The organism is Granulicella rosea (assembly GCF_900188085.1).
In the GTDB taxonomy this organism is placed as follows: domain Bacteria; phylum Acidobacteriota; class Terriglobia; order Terriglobales; family Acidobacteriaceae; genus Edaphobacter; species Edaphobacter rosea.
In genome coordinates, this window is record NZ_FZOU01000014.1 from 46,597 (window position 1) to 67,444 (window position 20,848).

Below are 20,848 nucleotides of genomic sequence, written 5' to 3' on the forward strand. Positions count from 1 at the left end.
AGGCAGTCAACGCGCGGCGGAAGAGAAGATCGAAGCGCCTGCATCGGGCGTGCCGACCGTCCTGCGGAACATGCGAAAGAGTTCGCGGCCAACGCCGTGGTCCGACTCCGAGAGGTCTTCGACGGCAGGTTCACGGCGCTCCCACTCTGCCGGCTCGACCAGCACGTTCATCTCGTGCGTATTCGCATCGATGCGAACGATGTCGCCATCCCGCAGCTTCGCGATCGGACCGCCGTCCGCCGCCTCGGGCGTCAGGTGAATCGCGGCGAGCACATCGCCCGATGCGCCCGAGAGACGGCCATCGGTGATCAGCGCCACCTTGAATCCGTGGTTCTGCACGGCCTGCAGTGGGGGCAGCAACTTATGCAGCTCCGGCATGCCATTGGCGCGCGGCCCCTGGAAGCGCACGACGCAGATGATGTCGCGGTGCAGCTCGCCCGCCAGGAACGCACCCTGCATCTCCTCCTGACTGTGAAAGGTCCGCACCATCCCTTCGATCGTGTGGCGCTCGGGCGCGATCGCCGAGGTCTTCACGATCGCGCGGCCGAGGTTTCCATCGAGCACGCCCAGTCCGCCATGACTTTCGAACGGCTCCGCAGCGGGGCGCAGCAGCTTCGATTCGCCGCTTACCGCGACTCCCTCACGCCACACCAGCTCGCCATCGGCGCCGAGAAACGGCTCCTGCGTGTATCGGCTGAGACCCGGTCCTGCAATGGTCTGAACATCCGGATGCAGCAGGCCCGCGCCGAGCAGTTCACGTATGAGAAAGCCCATGCCGCCTGCCGCGTGAAAGTGGTTCACATCGGCCTTGCCATTGGGATAGACGCGCACCAGGCTTGGCACGACCTCGGCCAGCTCGGCAAAGTCGTCCCAGCGCAGCTCAATGCCTGCCGCCGCGGCCATCGCGACCATGTGCATCGTGTGATTGGTCGAGCCGCCGGTGGCCAGCAGACCGACCAATCCGTTGACGAAGACACGTTCATCGAGCAGCCGGCCAACCGGCGTATACTCCGCTCCCAGAGCGGTGATCGCCAGTGCGCGCCGCGTGCCAGCGCGCGTCAGGGCGTCGCGCAACGGCGTGTTCGCGTTGACGAAGGACGATCCGGGCAGGTGAAGCCCCATGATCTCCATCATCATCTGGTTGGTGTTCGCCGTTCCGTAGAAGGTGCATGTGCCGGGCGAGTGATAGGACTGCGCCTCGGCGTTGAGCAGCTCCTCGCGCGTGATCTGTCCCTCGGCATAGCGCTGCCGCATCAGCTTGCGGTCGTCGTTCGAAAAGCCGGAGGTCATGGGGCCGCTGGGCAAAAACACGGCCGGAAGAGACCCGAAAGATAGCGCGCCAATGACCATCCCCGGCACGATCTTGTCGCAGATGCCAAGGTACACGGCCGCGTCGAAGCTCTGGTGCGAGAGGGCCACCGCGGTCGAAAGCGCGATCACGTCCCGCGAAAAGAGAGACAGCTCCATGCCGGTCTCGCCCTGCGTGATTCCGTCGCACATGGCAGGGATGCCGCCAGCCACCTGCGCGGCGCCACCGGCCTCGCGCGCGGCGGCTCGTATGATCTCGGGAAAGCGCTCATACGGCTGATGCGCGGAGAGCATGTCGTTATACGAGGTCAAAATTGCAAGATTGCCGCCACTGCCGGAGCGCAGAAGCGACTTGTCGTGCTCTCCGCAGGCGGCGAATCCATGGGCCTGATTGGCGCAGCCCAGGGCCTGCCGCCTGGGGCCAGCGCTGTTTCCTCCGGCAATCGATTGCAGATAACGTTCGCGCGCAGGCTTGCTGCGCTCAACAATACGGCGGGTGACGCCGGAGACACGGTTCAGCACGTCCATCGAAGTCCTATTCATTCTCTATCTGAAATCGGTGCAGCTTGATTTCAATTAGGGATTATATCCGATAATCGGACGGCAGGGCGCGCGCCAATCCCCGCGCTACCGGGTCTTCAGGTCGAGCGTGTAAAGATCGCCGGTCCCGTTCTTCGGTTGCACCAGCAGTTCGTTCGCCGGGGTGACGCCGCCGAAGAAATAACTGACGATCGCCGGGTCGCGGAAGCCATTCAGATCGGCGATCACATGCATACCGCCGTCGGGCACATCGATTTTGAGAATCGGCTGTTTTTCGGCCAGGAAGGCATGGATGTATACGGCTTTGCTATCCGCGCTCCAGATCGGGTCGGCGGCGCTGGTCCGGGCCAGCTCCTTCCAGCGCCGTGCGGCGACGTCGTAGATCATGACGCTTTGCTGGTTGAGCGACAACGCAACGATCCAGCGACCGTCCGGCGACCAGCGCGGGCTGAACATGCCCTCCGAATCCGGCAACATCTCCGTCTGCATGTTCGCCAGGTGGACAATCTGGATCGCGTGCGAGCCGCTCTCCTTGCCCATCAGATCCGGCTCCCGGCCGAAGACCAGACTCTGTCCGTCGGCCGACCAGCCGGGATCGGCCGCGTTGCGATTCTCGTTCAGCACCGGCTGCGGCGTGCCTCCGTCCGCATTCACCAGGTAGGTCCGCCAGACCTTGCCCGGCTCGCGCGCCATCACGGCGAGCCGGCTGCTGTCCGGCGACCAATGCGCCATGAAGACCTCAAGGTATCTAGGGGTGAGCTGAACCTTGTCCGACCCATCGGCGGCCCGGGCTCGCCACAGCTTCTGATCGTTGTCCGTCCATGCGACCCATACGCCATCGCGCGAGTAGTCCACCCGGCTTGCGTTGGCGAGGAACGCGGGAGCGGGGTGAAAGCCCTGTCTGGCGTCGAACTGCTGCATGCCGAAGGGCCGGTCCAGCCCGATGAAATAAATGCGCGAGCCGATGCGAGCCGTTACCGGCGAAAGATAGCGCAACGGGCCGTTCGTCAACTGCGAAAGACTGGAGGTGAACCCATGTCCCTTCAACTGCCACAGGTTATCGCCGACCTGCAGGATGTAGGCGCTGCCGTCCGATGTCCACGAGCCGCAACAGGCGGCGCCCTGCTCCTCCTGCAGGCCGAGCAGGCGCCTGGGCGTTTCTCCGGCGCTTTGCATCTCCCAGATGCCGGAGTTGTGCGAGACGGGATCCTGCAGCGTGTAGCGCAGTACCTTGCCATCCGGCGACCAGCGCATCCAGAACGCTCTGCCGTTCAACTTCGCAAACGGGGTCGAGACGCCGTCGTCCAGCCGGATGACGGCGAGATCGTTGCCGTTGGCATAGAGGATGCTTGCGCCATCGGGCATCCACGCGGCATCGTGCGCCAGTACACCGCCCACGCGCAGCGCGCTGCCGCCCGACGAAGGCACCACCCAGAGCGCCTGCTCGGACGCCGAGGACGAGTGACTCTTCAACAGCAGCCGTGTTCCGTCCCGCGATATATCGGTCAGGACGCTGGAGGCGAGCTCCTGCGGAAGCGGAAGATTCTGCACCTCGCCCGTTCCGATCGAGATCGCCGACAGGCGAGGCCGGCCGCCCTCCATCACCGACGTCAGGATGCGGTTGCCGTCGGTCGCCAGATTCAGCAGGTTCTCGCGGTTCGGCGGTCCGGCGGAGATCGCCACCGTGTGCGTCAGTTGATCGATCTCGAGCGGTCCCGGATCGGGCCGCAACTTCCAGAACCAGACCACCACCAGCGCCAGTCCGAACGCCAACGCCGCAAGTCCGATCGGAAGGAGCAGCGGCAGAAATCGGCGCCGGTCCGGCTTGGATCGGGAGCTTGCTACCTCGCCCACGAACGGATCGGTCCGATGCTCGGCGACAGCGGGATGCGTGTAAGCGGCCTCGTGCGTCTCCGCCTCGGATTCGCCCGGTGGGGCGACGACCGCCGTCTTCTGCGGGGATCGTACGAACGTGACCGGCGCGATGAAGCGGTACCCTCGCTTGGTGAGCGTCTGGATGAAGCGGGGGTTTTCGGCGGAGTCGCCCAGCGCCTCCCGCACCTTGTTGACGGCGCCGGCGAGCGCGCGTTCGAAGTCGATGTTGACGTTGTCGCCCCACACCTTCGCCTGCAGCTCTTCGCGCGTCACTACCTCGCCGGGTTTGGCGACCAGTGTCGTGAGCACCTTGAAAGGCTGACTCGCAAGCCGGACCTTGTGGCCCGCCCTCCAAAGCTCTCCGGCGGCCAGATCCAGTTCGAAAAGTCCGAAGGAGATGCGATCCGTTTGTTCGATCATCAACATGCAGCGATACCATCCGCACTGGAATACTACTCCACGCGCCGATTTCCAGGCCCAGCGGAATCGACATCTTTTCGCAATCTATTGAAAACGAACCACTTGGAAGTCAATATCAAAACCGCGTAAATGTAAGCCAAATTCCATTGCAGGAATATGGCGCCGGGAGCGAGTGTGATCTCCGCAAACGAACAGCCGGATCGCGACAGTTCCAAATCCAAGCATCCGTCCGATTCATGCACTATGGAGACCACATGAGACGCACCCAGACAGGAACTCTAAACTACGGATCGCCCCTCGGGATGGCGTGTGGCGTCGTCCTCGTCACGTCGCTGGCAGCGGGATTTCATCCCTCCGCGTTCGCGCAGTCCGACTCCGGAAGAGTCGTCGGCACGGTGACCGACACCTCCGGCGCGCTGATCCCCGGCGCGACGATCACCCTGACGAACGTCGCGAATGGAACCGTGCGCGTCGAAAAATCGGGCGCCAGCGGAGAGTTGAATATCGCCGCCCTGCCCGCGGGCAACTACTCGGCGCGTATCGAAGCCACCGGCTTCCAGTCGCAATCGCTGAACTTCACCCTGGTCGTGACGCAGGTCCAGAGCCTCAGCTTCAAGCTGACCCCCGGCGAGACGACCACCACCATCGAGGTTGAGAGCGCCGCGCAGGTGGTCAACACCTCCGACCCAACGCTCGGCGAGACGATCGAAGGCAAGCAGATCACCGAGCTTCCGCTCAACGGCCGGAATGCGCTGAACCTCGCCCTGCTCGCTCCCGGCGTCACCGGCGGCGTCGTCGGCGAGGCCAGCAACGACCCCTCGAACCGCAACGGCGAGAACGGCGGCACGGAGCTCTCCGTCAACGGCTCGCGCTCGCAGGCCAACAACTTCATCCTGGACGGCGTGGACAACAACGACGGCCTGCAGAACATCATCCTCTTCTTCCCGCCGGTCGAGGCGACGCAGGAGTTCAAGGTGAACACGAGCGTCTCGCCGGCGCAGTTCGGACGCGGCGGCGGCGGTCTCATCATCGCCTCCTACAAATCCGGAACGAACCAGTATCACGGCTCGGCCTTTTACTTCTATCGCAGCGGCAAGTTCGCCGCCAATAACAACTACCTCTTCCCGAGCCTGCCGACCTTCGTGCCGAAGCCGCCCTTCAACCGCAACCAGTACGGCGGCGCCATGGGTCTGCCGATTCTGAAGGATCACCTCTTCCTCTTCGGCGACTACGAGGGAACGCGTGAGTCGCTGCCCGGCAACCTCGGCACGGCTTCGGTTCCCACGGTAAAGATGCGTACGGGCGACTTCTCCGAGCTGCTCAATCCCACCTTCACCAACGGACAGTTTCAGACCACCTTCCCGGTCTGCCTGCCGAACGCAGGAACCCTGAACGCCAACATCCCGGCCAACAGCAAGGGGCAGATCTACGATCCGCAGACCTGCCAGCCGTTCGCGGGCAACATCATTCCAACTGCCCGGCTGAACCCGGCCGCGGTCAACTACCTCAACGCGTATCCTCTGCCGACGCGGTCGAACGAAGCGCTTCAGAACTACTCCTATCAGCAGCAGTCGGCGATCAAGTACAACCGCTTCAACGCGCGCACCGACTGGGCGATGTCGCCGAAGGATCTCTTCTTCTTCCGCTTCTCTTACGACAACTCGGTCAACGGCAGCACGTCGAAGTTCCCCAAGCTGCCCCACGACGCCGGCACCTCGTATGTGCATGCCCGCGGCTACGACCTGGGATATACCCGCACCATCAACACGAACATCGTCAACGAGGCGAGACTCGCCTACAACCGCGACGACTACGGGTACCAGCCGCCGTTCTACGGTCAGAACATCTCCGCGAATCTCGGCATCGTCAACGCCAACCGCTCCATCGAGACCTCGGGCGGCGCGCTGATCGGCGGCAACAACGGACAGCTCGAATACACCGGCGACTACGGCCTCTTCGCCGTGCCGCAGAACACCTACGAGCTGACCGACACCCTGAACCTACAGTTAAAGAACCATTCGCTCAAGGTCGGCGGCACGTATCTGCGGCGCGAGGTCGCGTTCTTTCGGCCGATCTCCGGCAAAGGCTTCTTCAGCATCGCCGGCAACGGCGCCGGTTACACCGGCTGGGAGACCTCCGAGCTGCTCGTCGGCGGCACCAGCAACTACGCCATCGGCGCCCAGAACGGCTTCTTCGCCAACGAGAGCCAGGAGGATGCGCTCTTCATCCAGGACGACTGGCGCGTCAACCGGCGGCTGACGCTCAACCTCGGCGTCCGCTACGACCTCATCACCTGGCCGTATGAGAAACACGATCAGCAGGCCGCCTTCGATCCGAACACCGGCGCGCTTCTGCTCGCGGGCAAGAACGGCGTTCCCCGGTCGATCGTCAACCAGGACAACCTGCTCTTCGCGCCGCGTATCGGCTTTGCCTATGACGTCTTCGGCACCGGCAAGACCGCGCTTCATGGCGGATACGGCATCTTCTACTTCCCGGACTACGGCGGCATCAGTAACCAGTTGGGCCAGAATCCGCCCTACGGTGGAACCGCCAACTACTCCGCGAGCCAGGGTTATTGCATCACCTTCACCGGACAGACGGCGCAGGGCGCGCCCTACACCTGCCCCGGCTATACCGTGGGAACGGCCGCGACCGGCGCTCTGCCGCTACCCGGCTTCCCGAACTTCAACGCGGCGAATCCTCCGGCTGGCCTGGGCGGCGTCGCGGTCGATGTGAACAACAAGCACAGCCGTCAGCAGCAGTTCAACCTGCAGGTGCAGCAGCAGCTTGGGAAGAACGACACCGTCAGCGTCGCCTATGTGGGCGCGCATGCGGACCGGCTCTCCACCTACTATCCGATCAACAGTCCGACCTTCAACTTTCCTGGCTTCAAGTTCCCGAATCTGGCCCAGTACGGCGTCACGCTGAACAAGTACAACGGCATCTCCTGGTACAACGGGCTGCAGACGCACTTCGAGCATCGTCAGGGGAACGCCTTGCTGACCGGCTCTTACACCTGGTCGCATGCGCTCGACGACTCCGGCGGTGCGTATATCGGGTCGACCGTGGCTCTGCCGAACAACCCGCTCGCAAGCTACGGCAACTCGGGCGAGGATCAGCGGCATATCTTCTCCGGCTCGGCCGTCTACAGCCTGCCCTTCGGAAAGCATCAGAAGTACCTCGGCTCCGCGAGCCGCGTGATGGATCTCGTGGTCGGCGGCTGGCAGACGAACCTCATCGGGTTCTTCGCCACCGGCCAGCCCTTCGAGGTCTCCACCGGCTTGACCAACATGGGCAACTACCCGGACAAGGTCGGGCCGATCACGTATCCGAAGCAGATCACCGGCAGATGGTTCAATCCGGCGGCCTTCTCGAGCGCCAACATTCCGGTGGTCGTGGGCGCGAACCAGGTGACGGTCTACACCCGTGAGGGAACGCTGGGCCGCAATCAGGTCTTCGGGCCGGGCTTCCGCACCATCAACCTCGGTCTGCAGAAGAACCTGCACATGACGGATCGCATCTCGCTCGAGCTTCACGGGGACGCCTTCAACGCCCTGAACACACCGCAGTTCACCAGCCCCAACAGCAACGTAAGCGACACGTTCAACTTCGGCAAGGTGCTGGGTACGCGGCAGAACTCCGCGCGCGAGATTCAGCTCTCCTCGCGCCTGGTGTTCTAACGACGTGGACCCGAGGCGCCAGCACGGCGCCTCGGGTCCACGTCGCATCGCTCTTCGTGTTGCATCGAACGAAGGCCAACCGTACAACGTCAAAGACAGGATCGGAATGAAGACTTTCTTGCCGCATATTCTCTGCTGCCTGCTCTCCACGGCGGCTGCATCATTTGCACAGATGCCAGCGGGCCCGGTAGGCGCGCCGGCGACCGCCTCCGCAGCCACGGCGCGAACCCCGCAGCCGTGGCTGCAATCCGCTGTGATCTACGAGATCTTTCCCCGCTCGTTCTCGCCCGCGGGCAATCTCAACGGCGTCACGGCGAAGCTCGATCAACTGCAGCAGCTCGGCGTGAACGTGCTCTGGCTGATGCCTCTTCATCCGGTGGGACAGCTTCAGAAAAAAGGCCCACAGGGCAGTCCCTACGCGGTGCGCGACTACTACGCGATCGACCCCGGCTATGGTACGAAGGACGATCTGCATCGTCTGATCGACGAAGCCCATCGCCGGCACATGCGCGTCATCATCGACATCGTGGCGAACCACACCGCGTTCGACAGCGTGATGATGTCGCACCCCGACTTCTACAAGCACGATGCGCAGGGCAAAATCCTCTCGCCCTACGACTGGACCGACGTCGCCGCGCTGGACTACACGAACCCGAAGCTGCGCCGCTACATGATCGACATGCTGCTCTACTGGGCGAAGGACTTCAACCTTGACGGCTTCCGCTGCGATGCGGCGGGCGAGGTTCCGACCGACTTCTGGGAGAGCGCGCGCAGGGAGCTCGACCACCTACATCCCGGCATCCTGATGCTTGCCGAGGCCTCGAAGCCGGAGCTGCTCCGCAGCGCCTTCGATCTCGATTACTCCTGGCCGATGATGGCCGCGCTGAACGACATCCTCCAGCATGGCCAGTCGGCCAGCTCGCTCCGGACGACGCTCGCGCAGGAGGCAGCCGCGTTTCCCAAACAGTCCGTTCACATGCGCATGTTCGACGACCACGATGAGCAGCGCGCCCTCGGACGTTACGGCGCGGCCGGCTCGCTCGCCGCGGCGGCGCTCATCTTCACCCTCGACGGCGTACCCATGATCTATAACGGAATGGAGGTCTCGGACACGACCGAATCCGGCGCTCCGGCATTGTTCGAAAACCTCAAAATCTGGTGGCAGGCTGGCGAGATGCGGCCAGAGTTCCCCCGGTACTACGACTTCCTGATCGCGCTTCGAGCGCATGAAGCGGCCTTGCGGCAGGGCGCCACCGTGTGGATTCACAACTCGGACGAGGCCCATGTCGTCAGCTATATTCGACGGACGAACGAGGACGAGATGCTCGTCGCGGTCAACCTCTCCGGCACGCCGTTTCGCGGAACGCTTGAAGCCGCCGGTGCGTGGGACGAGGTCGTTGCGCCCGCGACACGCCAGCGGCCAAACACGAACGAAGCCGCGCCGCCAGAGGCCAGCGTTCCGGCGCCGGCACTGCCCGCACTGTCTTTGAACTCTTTCGGGGTTCGAATCTTTCATCGCTCGCTGCACGGCGCCGCCCAGCCCGCACCGAGCCATTGATGCACTCAGGAGCCTTTGGCATGACCTTTCGCATTGCTCCAACTCTTGCCGTCTGCGGCTTTTTCCTGACGGTCTCCGCATTCGCCCAGCAGGCGCTCGACCATACGGCCACCGGCGTTCAGGCTTCGTCCGGCGCCAGGACGCTCCGCGTCGATGCACTGCGTCCCGACGTTCTGCGTGTTCGCCTCTTCCCGCTCGGCCAGCCGAAGGAGGACGCCTCCTGGGCCGTGCTCGAAGCCGCGCGCACGGCGCATGCCGCGGTGACGTCCACCGGCGATGGCTTCACCACCTCCGCCCTGCGAGTAATCGTCGGCCCGGACCTGCGTCTCAAGGTGACCGACCTCGCCGGCAATGTTCTTCAAGAAGACGCGGCGCCGGTCAGCTTCGACGGCGCGGGCTTCAAGGTCAGCAAGCAGAAGTCGCCCGAAGACCACTTCTTCGGCCTCGGCGATAAGCCGGGCCCGCTCGATCGCGCCGGGCAGTCCTTCGTCATGTGGAACACCGATAACTTCGGCTGGCAGGAGTCCACCGACCCGATCTATAAGTCGATTCCCTTCTTCCTCGACATGCACTCCGGCCGTGCGCTCGGCGTGCTCTTCGACAACACCTTCCGGTCTTACTTCGACTTTGGACACGAGCGCACCGACCGCTACGCCTTCTCCGCTCCCGACGGCCCGCTCGACTACTACCTGCTCTACGGTCCGGAGCCGAAGCAGGTGATTGAAACCTATGCCTGGCTGACCGGCCCGACGCCTCTGCCGCCGATGTGGGCGTTGGGATACCAGCAATCGCGCTACAGCTACACCCCCCGCGCGCGCGTGGAAGAGGTTGCGGCGAAGCTGCGCGCGGACCATATCCCCGCCGATGTGATCTGGCTGGACATCGACTACCAGTACAGAAACCGGCCCTTCACCGTCGACCCCGAAACCTTCCCCGACTTTCCCGGCCTCATCCACAAACTTACGGCGGAGAACTTCCAAACAGTCGTCATCACCGATCTGCACATCGCGGAGCAGCCCGGCCAGGGCTATGCTCCTTACGACTCCGGCAAGGCAGGCGACCACTTCGTCAAACGCGGCGGCAAGGACTACGTCGGTCCCGTGTGGCCCGGTCCTTCGGTGTTTCCGGACTTCACCCGCAAGGCGACTCGCGACTGGTGGGGCACGCTCTACAAGCAGTTCGTCGCCGATGGCGTCGCCGGTTTCTGGAACGATATGAACGAGCCCGCCGTCTTCAGCTATCCGACCAAGACCATGCCCGATGATGTTGAGCATCGCATCGAAGAGCCCGGCTTCCAGTCGCGCACAGCGTTGCACACGGAGATCCACAACCTGTACGGCATGGAGAACACGCGCGCGACCTGGGACGGTCAACTCGCGCTGCGGCCGAATCTGCGGCCCTTTGTGATGACCCGCGCCAGCTACGCCGGTGGTCAGCGTTATGCCGCGACCTGGACCGGCGACAACTCCTCCACCTGGAACCACCTGCGCCAGACGACGCCCCAACTGCTCAACCTCGGATTGAGCGGCTTCTCGCTGGCCGGCGCGGATGTCGGCGGCTTTGCCGGCTCGCCGTCGCCCGCGTTGCTGACACGCTGGCTCATGCTTGCCGCCTTCCAACCGATCGACCGCGACCACGCCGCCAAGGGCACGCGCGATCATGAGCCCTGGGTCGACGGACCCGAGGAAGAAGCCATTCGCAGGCGTTACATCGAGGAGCGTTACCGCCTCATGCCTTACCTCTACACGACCGCCGAGGAGACCTCGCGCGACGGCCTGCCGATCGTGCGTCCGCTATTCCTCGAGTTCCCGCATGCCGCCGCCGACGGACGTCCGCTCGATCTCGATGCCTCGGGCGAGTTCCTCTTCGGCTCGTCGATCCTGGTCGCCGCATCGCCCTCGCCCGAGGAGGTTGCGCCATATGAAGTCCATCTGCCGCCCGGCGTCTGGTACGACTATTGGACAGGAGCGAAGCTCGATCGGAGGGCGCCGGTCGAGGCCCGCGATCTCGAAATCCGCGATGCAAAGGCCACGGCGTTGAAGCCTGTCATGGCGAACCCCGGTCCGGCCGATCTGCCGGTGTATGTTCGCGGCGGCGCCATCCTGCCGATGGCGCCCGTCGTTCAGTCCACCGGCGAGAGACCGTCCGGGGCGCTCACGCTACGCGTCTTTCCCGGCGAAGACTGCCAGGGATCGATCTACCAGGACGATGGCAAGAGCTACGACTTTCGTAAAGGCGCCTACTTCCGCCAGCGTTTTACCTGCGCGCAGAGCGCGGATGGCGCCGTGACGGTCAGCCTGTCGACGCCCGAGGGAAGCTACTCTCCGTGGTGGCATCAGGTGCGCATCGAGGTGGTTGGACTTGACCGTCCCGCGACCACGGCAACATCAAACGGCAAAAACATCCTCATCGAAACAACAACCCTCGGCCAGGCCACGACCATCGCTTCCTCCAGCAAAGCGCAAAGCATTACGCTGCGTTGATTCCAGACCATGGCAGGATGAGCATTGGATGGGCCGGCGCGTTCTTCGCTCCGGGTTGCGGCTTTATGCGCCGGCCTTCATCAACTCCTTCTTCATCCCTGCCCAACTGATTCTGCTGGCCTCCTCCGTCGTGCCTGTGCCCTTCCAGTGCGTCTCGAGACTCACTGCATCCGCATAGCCGATGTCCTTGAGCGCCTTGAACTGCGCCGCCCAATCGATGAAGCCGATGTCGACCGGCGACCACTCAATCTTGCCTGCGTCGTTCTTCACCGCGTTCTTGACATGGCAATGGTGAATGCGATTCTTGGGCAGGCTCTCCCAACCGCCCGGAAAGGCGTCCAGCTCCCCACGCATGACAGCGTTGGCGGGATCCCAGTTGAGCGCGAAGTTGCGGGACGGGATAGCCGCCAGCGTAGCCGCTGCCTCACGCCCCGTTGCAGTGTTACACGCAAACTCATTCTCCAGCACAAGCATGACGTTGTCCTTGGCCGCCGTCTCCGAAGCCTGCTGGAGCTTCTCGTTGATCGCCTTGCGATACGGCTTGATGTCGTCGATGCGCCAGAAGTCGAAGCACCGCACCTTATTCGTCTTGAACTGTCTGGCGAGCGAGATGGAGCGCGCCAGAACCTCGTCCTGTTGTTTGAAGGTCGTCTCCGCGGCGCCATGCATATCGCCCTTGGACCCATAGGAGGAATGCGGCGCATCCGGCCAATCGACCTTATACAAGGGACTGCCGATATCGGTGACCTGTAGACCATACTTCGCAATGATCTTCTGCGCCTCGGCGATCTGCGCATCGGTGATCGCCTGCAGGTTCTTGCCCCAGAGTTCACGAAGCTCGACAAAGTGGAGACCGAACTCCTTGCTGATGACATAACATGCGTGGTCGAAATCCTGCGAGATCTCATCGGAGATCACGCCTACTTTAAACTTCGAGGCGGCAGCCCAGGCGCGCTGCGACAGAAGAGAGGCGGTCGCCGCGGCGGCTCCACCAACGAAGGTTCGACGGGATACTGACTTCATAGCGTAGCTCCTGTAATTCATCAAAAGAGTTCGATCGATCAATCGCGTCTGGACTCAACGCTAATTTCCTGATTGCGTCATCTCCGCGAGCACGCACTCGCCAGGCCGAGACGAATCGGCGGCGCCGGTCAGTGCGCTGGAACGTAGGAAGCTGCGGCGGGAGAGCGGGTTCATGGACGTCCTTCCGGGTGACGATGTCGCGTAACGAAAGACGAGTTAGAGATGAGGCTCCCACCCAGGTTCGTACCGGCGACCGAAGTGCTTCATCGCCTCTGGATCGTCGAGAATCTTGCCGTCCGTTGTATCGATGTGAAGCTCCCGCCCAACCTCCCACGCGATGTTCGAAAGCTGCATCAGGGTGACGGAGACGTTGCCCTGCTCGATTGGCTGGCGCAGCTTCTCGCCCGTTCGAATGGCGGCGATGAGATTGGCGAAATGTAGATCGGTCATGGAATCGCTGCCGACCAGATCGGACGAAGAGGTCGTATGCGGCAGCTTGAACTCGCTGGTCTTGTTGCCCTTCAGGTCATAGATCTCGTAGCCGTCGCGGTCGATCACAACCGTGCCGTTCGTGCCCATGATGCACGATCCACGGTCGCGCCCGTAATACTTCATGTTGTTGCAGCACTTCCCCTCCCACGAGAGCATCGCGTCTTCATAGGTGAAGCTGGTCACCATCGTGTCGTAAAACTGCCAGTCGTCCTTGAAGTGATAGCGGCCGGCGCTCGCGGTCACGGCCTTCGGATATGCGACGCCGAGAGCCCACCGGCAGATATCCACCTCGTGGGTGCCGTTATTGAGCGACTCGCCCGTGCCCCAGGTCTTGAACCAATGCCAGTTATAAGGCTGAACGTTGTCCCTGTAATCCTCACGCGGCGCCGGTCCCTGAAACAGATCCCAGTCGAGTGTCGCGGGCGCCGGCACGTGTTTGCCCACACCGATGGACTTACGCATATTGCTGTACCAGGCTTTGCCGAAGTACGCGCGGCCGATCAGCCCGTTGTGAATCTTCTCGACGATCTCGATGGTGGGGGGAGACGATCTCTGCTGCGAGCCCATCTGCACCAGCTTGCCGTACTTGCGCTGCACAGCCACCAGCAACGCTCCCTCCTGGGGATTGTGGCTGCATGGCTTTTCGACGTAGACATGCTTCCCTGCCTGCACGCCCATGATGGCCATCGGCGCGTGCCAGTGGTCCGGAGTAGCGATCGTGATGGCGTCGATCTCCCGCATGGCAAGAACCTTGCGGAAGTCCCGCTCCGCCATTGGCGCCTCACCCATCTCCCGTTGCGCGGCCGAGGCATACTTGGCTAGTATGTTGCTCTCCACGTCGCACACGCAGGCGAGACGAGCCTTGCTTTTATTCGCCTTCAGCGAGGAGAGGTGAGCATAGGCGCGGCTGTTCAACCCGATCACGGCAAAGTTGACACGGTCGTTCGCGCCGACGATCTGGCTGTAGCTCTTTGCTGTCGACGCAATCGCTGCGCTGGCAGCAAGTCGATTGAAGGTCCGGCGCGTGATCATAGTCCTCCCGATAGCCCGCTTACCTGTGCGCGTCGAACGATGCCGAAACGCGATACAGCAGTAAAGCATGCGATGACAGCGGAAGACAAGAACGCCCTCCCCGGCAGCCGGACACGAGGACAAAAAGAGTTCAAGGAAGACAGGGTTGTCGGCGACGTTTCATGGCGTGGTGAGCTGGAAGGAAGTCACCTCTACCGACCCGCCCAGCTTGGCCGTGGCGTAGTTGAAGATGCCGAAGCGGTAGCCCATGAAGAATTGCCAGCTATTACTCAGAACGAAGGGCACGCCCAGTGGGCGAAACGTCACTCCATCGGTGCTGTAGGAGAAGGTTGCGGTGTGTCCCGCACCGGGGCGGATATCCGCGGCTGCCCGCAGCCAGATGTGTTGTTTGTCCGTCGGCACGCTGGCGATATCGGTCCCTGTGCTCTTGGTGTTCCAGTGCTCATCCATGGTGATGTCGTTACGCATCACGACTCGCAGCTTCCCTGCATCGCGTACAACGCCAATCCATGCCGAGGAGTCGCGAAACAGAGCAAGTCCGGTGCGATCGCCATCGCCCATATGAGAGCAGTCGATCGAAATCGTTGCGGTGGACGTCGGTCCGACAATCCGATGCGTCAACGTGTTGCGCGCTGCGTACAGATCATCTGTAACGGTGGCGGCCCGCAAGGTCAGCCCATGCCCGAGAGAGTAACTCGTAGTGTCGGGGTTATGGTTCCACTCCCACTCCGGACCAAGGGTACGGGCTTGAAACAACTCTATCCTGGCCCCGGTTGTGTCCGGCCGATGGTCCGTTTCAACCGATGGCATCGGGTAGGAAGATTGCCACGCATTTTCGACCAACCCAACCGCGGGCCAACCATCCGCACCCCACTTGAGCGGAGCAAGGACCGGGATTCGGCCACCTGGGAAGGCATCCGTAAACGCCATGTAATACCAGTCTCCCTTCGGTGTTTGTACAATCCCTCCCTGATGCGGCACGCCCGCCCCTGGTACGGGGCTGCTTGCGCCGACCAACAGGGGTCGGATCTCGTATGGGCCAAACGGTCCGGTCGTCGATCTCAGGACATACTCCGCATTGGCGGGCCGCGTCGTGAAGATGTAGTAGTTCCCATTGACCTTATAAAAGCGCGAACCCTCAAGAACTCCTATGCCGGGCGGAGTTCTGAAGACGACCTGCGTCTTCACCTCATGCTTTGCGTCGGAGGATAGCTGCGCCACATGGATCGTCGTATTGCCGTATGCAACATACATCGTGTCATCGTCGTCGATCAACAGACCGGCGTCGTAGTAGCAGTTGTCGAGAATGGCCTTCCTGGTCCAGGGGCCCTCCGCCGCAGGAGCGGTAAAGATATGTGTTTTCTTGAAGCCGATGCAGCCTCCCCAATAGAAGGTCTTCTCGCTCTTGCGGTAGCCCAAAAAAGAAGCCCAGCTTCCGCCCACATACGCTCGTCCGCCGTGAAGGTCATACGCTGGAGAGAAGTCCAGCACAGGAATCGAGTGGCCGACATACTCCCAATGCACCAGATCGTAAGAACGAAGCAGAGGCGCTCCCGGAGAATAATGCATGTTCGAGGCGGAATAGTAAAAAGCATCTCCGACCCGAATGATGTCGATATCCGCCAGGTCCTCCCATAGAACAGGATTCTGGAAATTCTTCGCTTCCGATCCTGCACGCGACTGCGCTCGGCTCTCGCTGGGTTGAGAAAACAAGAACAATCCAATCAAAGCCAGCCAGGCCGCCGCCGATCGCTTGAGTGTGCTCAAACCGAATATCATTCATCCTCGCCATGTGGCTGTCCGCCACGATCTTGAGTCTAGTCGTCCCGCCAGTTTTTGAGTCGGCTATGAGGATCGTCTCGACCGCGGCCCGGTCAGATGGAGGTCTGGACAAGTACCGGAGTGCAGCCCGCTCTCTCTTCCATCTGCTGACGCTCCATTGCGGCGTCGTCCATCGACCGCTTCAACGGCGCCGTATTTCGACTGCACCAAAGCTTAGCCGCTACGCATGAAGTGCGATATGAGGTGGTGATTCATCACGGCTCGATAAGACGGCGCATCCGTCCCTCTGGAACCCTATGGGGCTTGAGCAGACAACCGGAACGAAGCAAGGGAAACCATCGTTTCTCGGTAGCGGCACCCGGGCTGGGCCAAACTTATTGCTTCCGGTAGCGCGCGCCGTAGGACAGCGCAACTTCATAAGTTTATCTTCAAGAGACTCGAATCGGTTTGTGTTTCACAGGAAGTATCCAGCTAACTACCGGCTTTTATAGGGTTACTACCGGTTAACTACAGGATACCTATTAAGCGGTGTGGCAATTCATCACGAAATTGGTGGCGATTCATCACAGATGCGGTGTGGGGATTCATCGTGGAAGCAGTGGCGATTCATCGTGGAAAAGTCCTGTTGGCTGGGGAAATCTGTGTAAAACGAGGTTTGCCCTGTGGGGTGGCGATTCATCATTCAAGAGTGCCGGCCCGCAACATACGGTTGCGGTGCTCGTTCCGAACAGAGATAGCTGCCTGCCTGAAGAAAGCTAAGGCGGATGCTCTTTCCGGGGTGGCAATTCATCATGCTTGCAGCGCATCGATGAGAGCGTTTGGTTCATTCGAACAGTGGCCGCGTAACAGGCCCGCTTCGGCTCCCGGCGGTGAGATCCAGAATCTCTCTCATCGCGTCGGTTGGGTGATGATCCTGCGATTCGCCCATTCTTATGCTGCAGGTCCCTGCGCATGATCCTCGATTCCATCCGCGCTGGTTGAGAGAATGTCGCTATGTCGTGGCAATGATTGCGGTAAGGAGATTCATGGGTGGTAACTCATCACCCGGCGGCGGGTGGCGATTCATCATGTACAAGCTGCGTTCCTTGGGGTGGCGATTCATCATCGGAATCTGTCCTCCGGTGTGGCGATTCATCATCGATCCGCACGGAGTGGCGTCGATTGGTGGCGATTCATCACGCGAAAGGTGGATTGGGGTGGCAATTCATCACCAATGCGTTGTCCGCCGCCTCAGGATGAAGCCGTCATCCTGGATGCGGTGGCGATTCATCATGCCGACCACGACCTGGTCTCGCCTTGGGTGGCAATTCATCATGGGCCAGGCGCTGGGGTGGCAATTCATCATCTGGAGAAGGTGGGTGGCGATTCATCACGGCCGGCTGGTCGGACCGTCAGGTGGCGATTCATCACGAGAAAGCCACCCAAATGCGCCGGTGGCGATTTATCGCGACCAAATGGCCCACCCGGTGGGGTGGCGATTCATCATCCCATCTCCGCAGCGCGATTTGTTGCGCTCAAACATGCTATTTCGAGACGGGTGGCGGGGAGAGGCGAAGGATTTTGCCGACATTCTCACCGTTTTTCACGTTGGTCTCAATTCTGGCTTTGGGATATAGGCGAAGTACATCGTGGAGAGCGGACTCGAATTCCTTCCTGAAATTCTTTCGGCCCTGAGCGTCGTCCGAGTATTCGTGCCCAAACTGCTCTTTGAGGCGCGTCCAGCTAATCTCATCGCCGGCTGTGCTGTGGACACGATGCAGCCGCTGCGCAAGCCAGGTGTAGATATCGAGGGCAAGCGAGCTCCCGCGGAGGGCTCTGAGGACCTGGTTGTTGAGAGGCACCGCCCGTTTGATGAGGCTGTCGTAGAAGTTCTCACTCAAAACGAGGCGTCCAGGCCAGAGGGCCATGTTCTTCCCTTCGCTCTGCCATGCGTCGAACTGCTGAATCATGCCGCCATTGAAGGTGCTGGTTCCTAGACCCAAGGTCATGCGCACCGCCGCCAGGGAGCGGGTTTGTTGCCGGAAGGTCGTGAACGTGCCCCTCTTTCCTCCTCCGACGGTGTAGCCGAGGATCTCCAGAAACTCCGTTGCCGAATTGCCCACGGGAATCTCTCGCGTCTTGTTGCGAATGGCGAACGTGCTCATCCACGCGATGATCAACCTCGGCATCGGCCCGTATGGAAGGGGCTGTTCATCGAAGGTGTGGCCGTTCCAGAGCTTGCCGGCCTGCAAGAGCACCGATGCGTTTCCGCTCTTTCTTTCGAAGCTATCTCCCAATACCTTCCGCCGGGGGAGACTCACCTGCGTCAGCACGCTGTGCATATAGCTGACGTCGGCCTGGCCGCTAGGATCGTTATCCAGATCGAGCGCCGTTTGGATGATTCGTTCCTGCTTCGGCGAAAGCCCACTCTTTGTCCGCTTTACTGGTTTCTGAACTTCGCCAACATCCTTGGTCATAAGAACGGCCTTCCCTGACGCGAGAGCAATGGATTTTGAAACGGCGTGCCGATTCGGAGGATCGCGACAATTAAGCTTGCGAATATAAATCTAGCAGCTATATAGATATCGGCTAGATTTATAGCTGCTATCTGTTCGCGCGTTTAAACGCTTCAAAACTCATTTCAAGCAGTTCGTTGAGCTTCAGTTTGTGTTGGACGGCATATACCTTAAGCTCACGATGGAAGGCTTCGGTAACGCGCGTACTCAACTGCTGCGTCCTGCCCGTAGCTCTGAGCGTCCGTCCGTCGACCACGCCAAGAGGCGCGTGCTCCGGCGCGCGAAGATTGTCGGTGGCCTCGTTGAGGGCGGGCGGTGGGGGAAGTTTCGATCGTTGAGGTTTCGTGAAATTAGCCATTGAGTCGGTCCGCCATGGATTGCATGAGTTTGTCTGCTCGCTGGTTGAGTTGAGGATAACGGGTTTCGGTCACGGCCAGACCCAGATTGGAGGCCTGCCGATAGGAAGGACGTTCCGGTAGAGAACCTTCCAGAACGACATATCCCGCCTGGTCGATATAGGAGCGCGCTTCGGCCTCTTCCGCCTCGGTTCCGATTCGGCAAAGCGCAAAGACCAGCTTGCGTTTCGGGATGCCGGCTTTGACGAGTTCGTGGAAGGTCAAAATTGCGGGGCGGAGGTCGTCGACACTGGCCCCGCTGGGCTGCACAACCAGGGTAGCGGCCCTGGCAATCTCAAGCGTGGCTGAACTCGCGCGCGCCGGCCCATCCAGCAGAAGAAGATCGAACTCGTCCGCAATCTTGATCGCCTGCGCGGCGCTTTTGAAACTTTCCACCGAAAAAATTGGGTCCGCCCCGTGATCAAGCCTCCGCCGGTACCAATCGACTGAGGTGCCCTGCTGGGTGTCGAGGTCCGCCAATTTAACGTTCAGTCCCCCATGCGCAGCTTCGCGGGAAAGCCCCCGGGCGAGGGTCGATTTGCCGACACCTCCCTTTTGTGAAATGAAGCCTACGATCTGAGCCATATACCTTCTTACCTCATATAGAAATCTAGCAGCTATACCGCAATTTTGCTAGCAGCTAGATTGCTAGCGACTCGGACTGATCCAAGAAACTTCCAGCATTGCGCAGAAACTCTATAAGGATCGGCCGCCAGGCAATCAATCTATTGGATAGTTAACTAGCAGCTAGATTTTATTGTTAGATCCGCCCCGACTTGTACGAAACCGCCTTCGAGATGCTCCGCGCATCTCTCACTTGCCGTGGCAGCACAAAGCGGTGCCGCCACGGCATTGTCCCCGAGTCTCGGATGTCGCGCATATAGCGAGAGGGTATCTAGCAATCAAGCAGCTATTAAACTGGCAGCTACTTTTCCTGCTCGTGCCCCATGCCTCTTCAGGAGTCCACACGCATTCGACTCATCGACACTTGGAAGGCAGGATGGCGTCGCGTAAGGCGTCGTAAAGGTGAAAGATAGCAGCTAACAATCTAGCAGCTAGCTTATCCGTTGCGCTCCCTCATCTTTTTTCACCACTCCAGCCAGCAGGAAAGAACCGCGATGGAGTTCGCTCCTTCGTTAACGCGCCCGCCACTCTAGCGGCCATCGCAACAGGTAGAGCGCAAGCGCTCCGAATGCTTGACCGACGTCTCTCCCGCTGTAAACACTGTATTTTCTGCGCGCCTGACCCCGGCAGTTGAGAAAAATACCCGCCGGGTATAGCTGCGCGTTCACGCATTTATTCGGGATCAGAGGGACAAATCGGAGAACGGTTGCGCAAAGGAGGCAAGCCGCACATCCAAGCATTGGCATGGACTGGCGAGAGGGAAGCCTGCGTGCGGGCGTAGCCTGTGCAGTTTCTTGTATTCAGGCGGCGCGTCTGCGAGTAGTTTCAGACGTTGCAAAACGTCGCTATCGACTTACAGGCGCCGGACCGGAATTTAGTCGGTGCGATGTTGAACATCGGACCAACGACAAGAAAAATGAGGACCGACAGCGCCACGTCTTTTATCGATATCACGGCGACCGTGTCCGGAGCGTCATCATCGAATCCAGCGTGACGCCGTCGAGCCTCGCGCCGAAGTCCGGTGGCCGTAGAAGAAGAGCATGGCTCCTGGCCTGGGGCGTAGCTCCAAATGCGACGCCGGTCTGAGCGATCCCGGCTGTGCCCAGAAGCTGCAGTACTTCGCGACGATTCATGCAAGACC

At 61.1% G+C, this 20,848-nt stretch carries 12 protein-coding genes; 3 read left to right on the forward strand and 9 right to left on the reverse strand.

Annotated features, from left to right (window positions below; all coding sequences use genetic code 11):
* Positions 1 to 6: 6 nt before the first annotated feature.
* Positions 7 to 1,851 carry a phosphogluconate dehydratase gene (edd, locus tag CHB87_RS20935; RefSeq protein ID WP_245818152.1) on the reverse strand — a complete coding sequence of 615 codons (1,845 nt, stop codon included), beginning with the start codon at positions 1,849 to 1,851 and terminating at the stop codon, positions 7 to 9.
* An 84-nt stretch (positions 1,852 to 1,935) separates the two neighbouring features.
* Entirely contained in the window at positions 1,936 to 4,149 is a 2,214-nt protein-coding gene (locus CHB87_RS20940) for a winged helix-turn-helix domain-containing protein (RefSeq protein ID WP_245818154.1), read from the reverse strand.
* 248 nt (positions 4,150 to 4,397) lie between these two features.
* Between CHB87_RS20940 and CHB87_RS20945 the strand changes: the two genes are divergently transcribed.
* The 3 genes from CHB87_RS20945 to CHB87_RS20955 all read left to right on the forward strand — a co-directional run bounded on the left by CHB87_RS20945 (position 4,398) and on the right by CHB87_RS20955 (position 11,864).
* A complete protein-coding gene (locus tag CHB87_RS20945; protein ID WP_245818156.1) occupies positions 4,398 to 7,823 on the forward strand; it encodes an outer membrane beta-barrel protein in 3,426 nt (1,141 codons plus the stop codon).
* 106 nt (positions 7,824 to 7,929) lie between these two features.
* Positions 7,930 to 9,381, forward strand: a complete 1,452-nt coding sequence (locus tag CHB87_RS20950) for an alpha-amylase family glycosyl hydrolase (RefSeq protein ID WP_089410408.1) — start codon at positions 7,930 to 7,932, stop codon at positions 9,379 to 9,381.
* Positions 9,382 to 9,401: 20 nt separating this feature from the next.
* The gene (locus CHB87_RS20955) at positions 9,402 to 11,864 is read left to right on the forward strand and encodes a glycoside hydrolase family 31 protein (RefSeq protein ID WP_089410409.1); all 2,463 of its coding nucleotides are present in this window, start codon (positions 9,402 to 9,404) and stop codon (positions 11,862 to 11,864) included.
* 63 nt (positions 11,865 to 11,927) lie between these two features.
* Here CHB87_RS20955 and CHB87_RS20960 read toward each other — a convergent pair whose 3' ends face one another.
* The 7 genes from CHB87_RS20960 to CHB87_RS22055 all read right to left on the reverse strand — a co-directional run bounded on the left by CHB87_RS20960 (position 11,928) and on the right by CHB87_RS22055 (position 20,840).
* On the reverse strand, positions 11,928 to 12,887 hold the full coding sequence (locus CHB87_RS20960) for a sugar phosphate isomerase/epimerase family protein (protein WP_089410410.1): 960 nt from the start codon (positions 12,885 to 12,887) through the stop codon (positions 11,928 to 11,930).
* Between the two features lie 216 nt (positions 12,888 to 13,103).
* Entirely contained in the window at positions 13,104 to 14,411 is a 1,308-nt protein-coding gene (locus tag CHB87_RS20965; RefSeq protein ID WP_089410411.1) for a Gfo/Idh/MocA family protein, read from the reverse strand.
* 159 nt (positions 14,412 to 14,570) lie between these two features.
* The gene (locus tag CHB87_RS20970; protein WP_217897086.1) at positions 14,571 to 16,178 is read right to left on the reverse strand and encodes a glycoside hydrolase family 43 protein; all 1,608 of its coding nucleotides are present in this window, start codon (positions 16,176 to 16,178) and stop codon (positions 14,571 to 14,573) included.
* Between the two features lie 1,538 nt (positions 16,179 to 17,716).
* Positions 17,717 to 18,649: a replication protein RepA gene (locus CHB87_RS20975; RefSeq protein WP_089410413.1), complete on the reverse strand. Its 933-nt coding sequence runs from the start codon at positions 18,647 to 18,649 to the stop codon at positions 17,717 to 17,719.
* Positions 18,650 to 18,776: 127 nt separating this feature from the next.
* Complete coding sequence (locus tag CHB87_RS20980) at positions 18,777 to 19,046, reverse strand: hypothetical protein (protein ID WP_089410414.1); 270 nt, start codon at positions 19,044 to 19,046, stop codon at positions 18,777 to 18,779.
* Positions 19,039 to 19,668 carry a ParA family protein gene (locus CHB87_RS20985; protein ID WP_089410415.1) on the reverse strand — a complete coding sequence of 210 codons (630 nt, stop codon included), beginning with the start codon at positions 19,666 to 19,668 and terminating at the stop codon, positions 19,039 to 19,041. Before CHB87_RS20985 ends, CHB87_RS20980 begins: the two co-directional genes overlap by 8 nt.
* Positions 19,669 to 20,657: 989 nt before the next feature.
* Positions 20,658 to 20,840: a hypothetical protein gene (locus CHB87_RS22055; protein WP_142988469.1), complete on the reverse strand. Its 183-nt coding sequence runs from the start codon at positions 20,838 to 20,840 to the stop codon at positions 20,658 to 20,660.
* Positions 20,841 to 20,848 lie beyond the last annotated feature (8 nt).

Bases quoted from the DNA above. Each gene is read 5' to 3' on its own strand.
- CHB87_RS20985 (WP_089410415.1), bottom strand. From the start codon at position 19,668: ATGGCTCAGATCGTAGGCTTCATTTCACAAAAGGGAGGTGTCGGCAAA.
- CHB87_RS20945 (WP_245818156.1), top strand. From the start codon at position 4,398: ATGAGACGCACCCAGACAGGAACTCTAAACTACGGATCGCCCCTCGGG.
- CHB87_RS20980 (WP_089410414.1), bottom strand. From the start codon at position 19,046: ATGGCTAATTTCACGAAACCTCAACGATCGAAACTTCCCCCACCGCCC.
- CHB87_RS20950 (WP_089410408.1), top strand. From the start codon at position 7,930: ATGAAGACTTTCTTGCCGCATATTCTCTGCTGCCTGCTCTCCACGGCG.
- CHB87_RS20940 (WP_245818154.1), bottom strand. From the start codon at position 4,149: ATGTTGATGATCGAACAAACGGATCGCATCTCCTTCGGACTTTTCGAA.
- CHB87_RS22055 (WP_142988469.1), bottom strand. From the start codon at position 20,840: ATGAATCGTCGCGAAGTACTGCAGCTTCTGGGCACAGCCGGGATCGCT.
- CHB87_RS20975 (WP_089410413.1), bottom strand. From the start codon at position 18,649: ATGACCAAGGATGTTGGCGAAGTTCAGAAACCAGTAAAGCGGACAAAG.
- CHB87_RS20965 (WP_089410411.1), bottom strand. From the start codon at position 14,411: ATGATCACGCGCCGGACCTTCAATCGACTTGCTGCCAGCGCAGCGATT.
- edd (WP_245818152.1), bottom strand. From the start codon at position 1,851: ATGAATAGGACTTCGATGGACGTGCTGAACCGTGTCTCCGGCGTCACC.
- CHB87_RS20960 (WP_089410410.1), bottom strand. From the start codon at position 12,887: ATGAAGTCAGTATCCCGTCGAACCTTCGTTGGTGGAGCCGCCGCGGCG.
- CHB87_RS20955 (WP_089410409.1), top strand. From the start codon at position 9,402: ATGACCTTTCGCATTGCTCCAACTCTTGCCGTCTGCGGCTTTTTCCTG.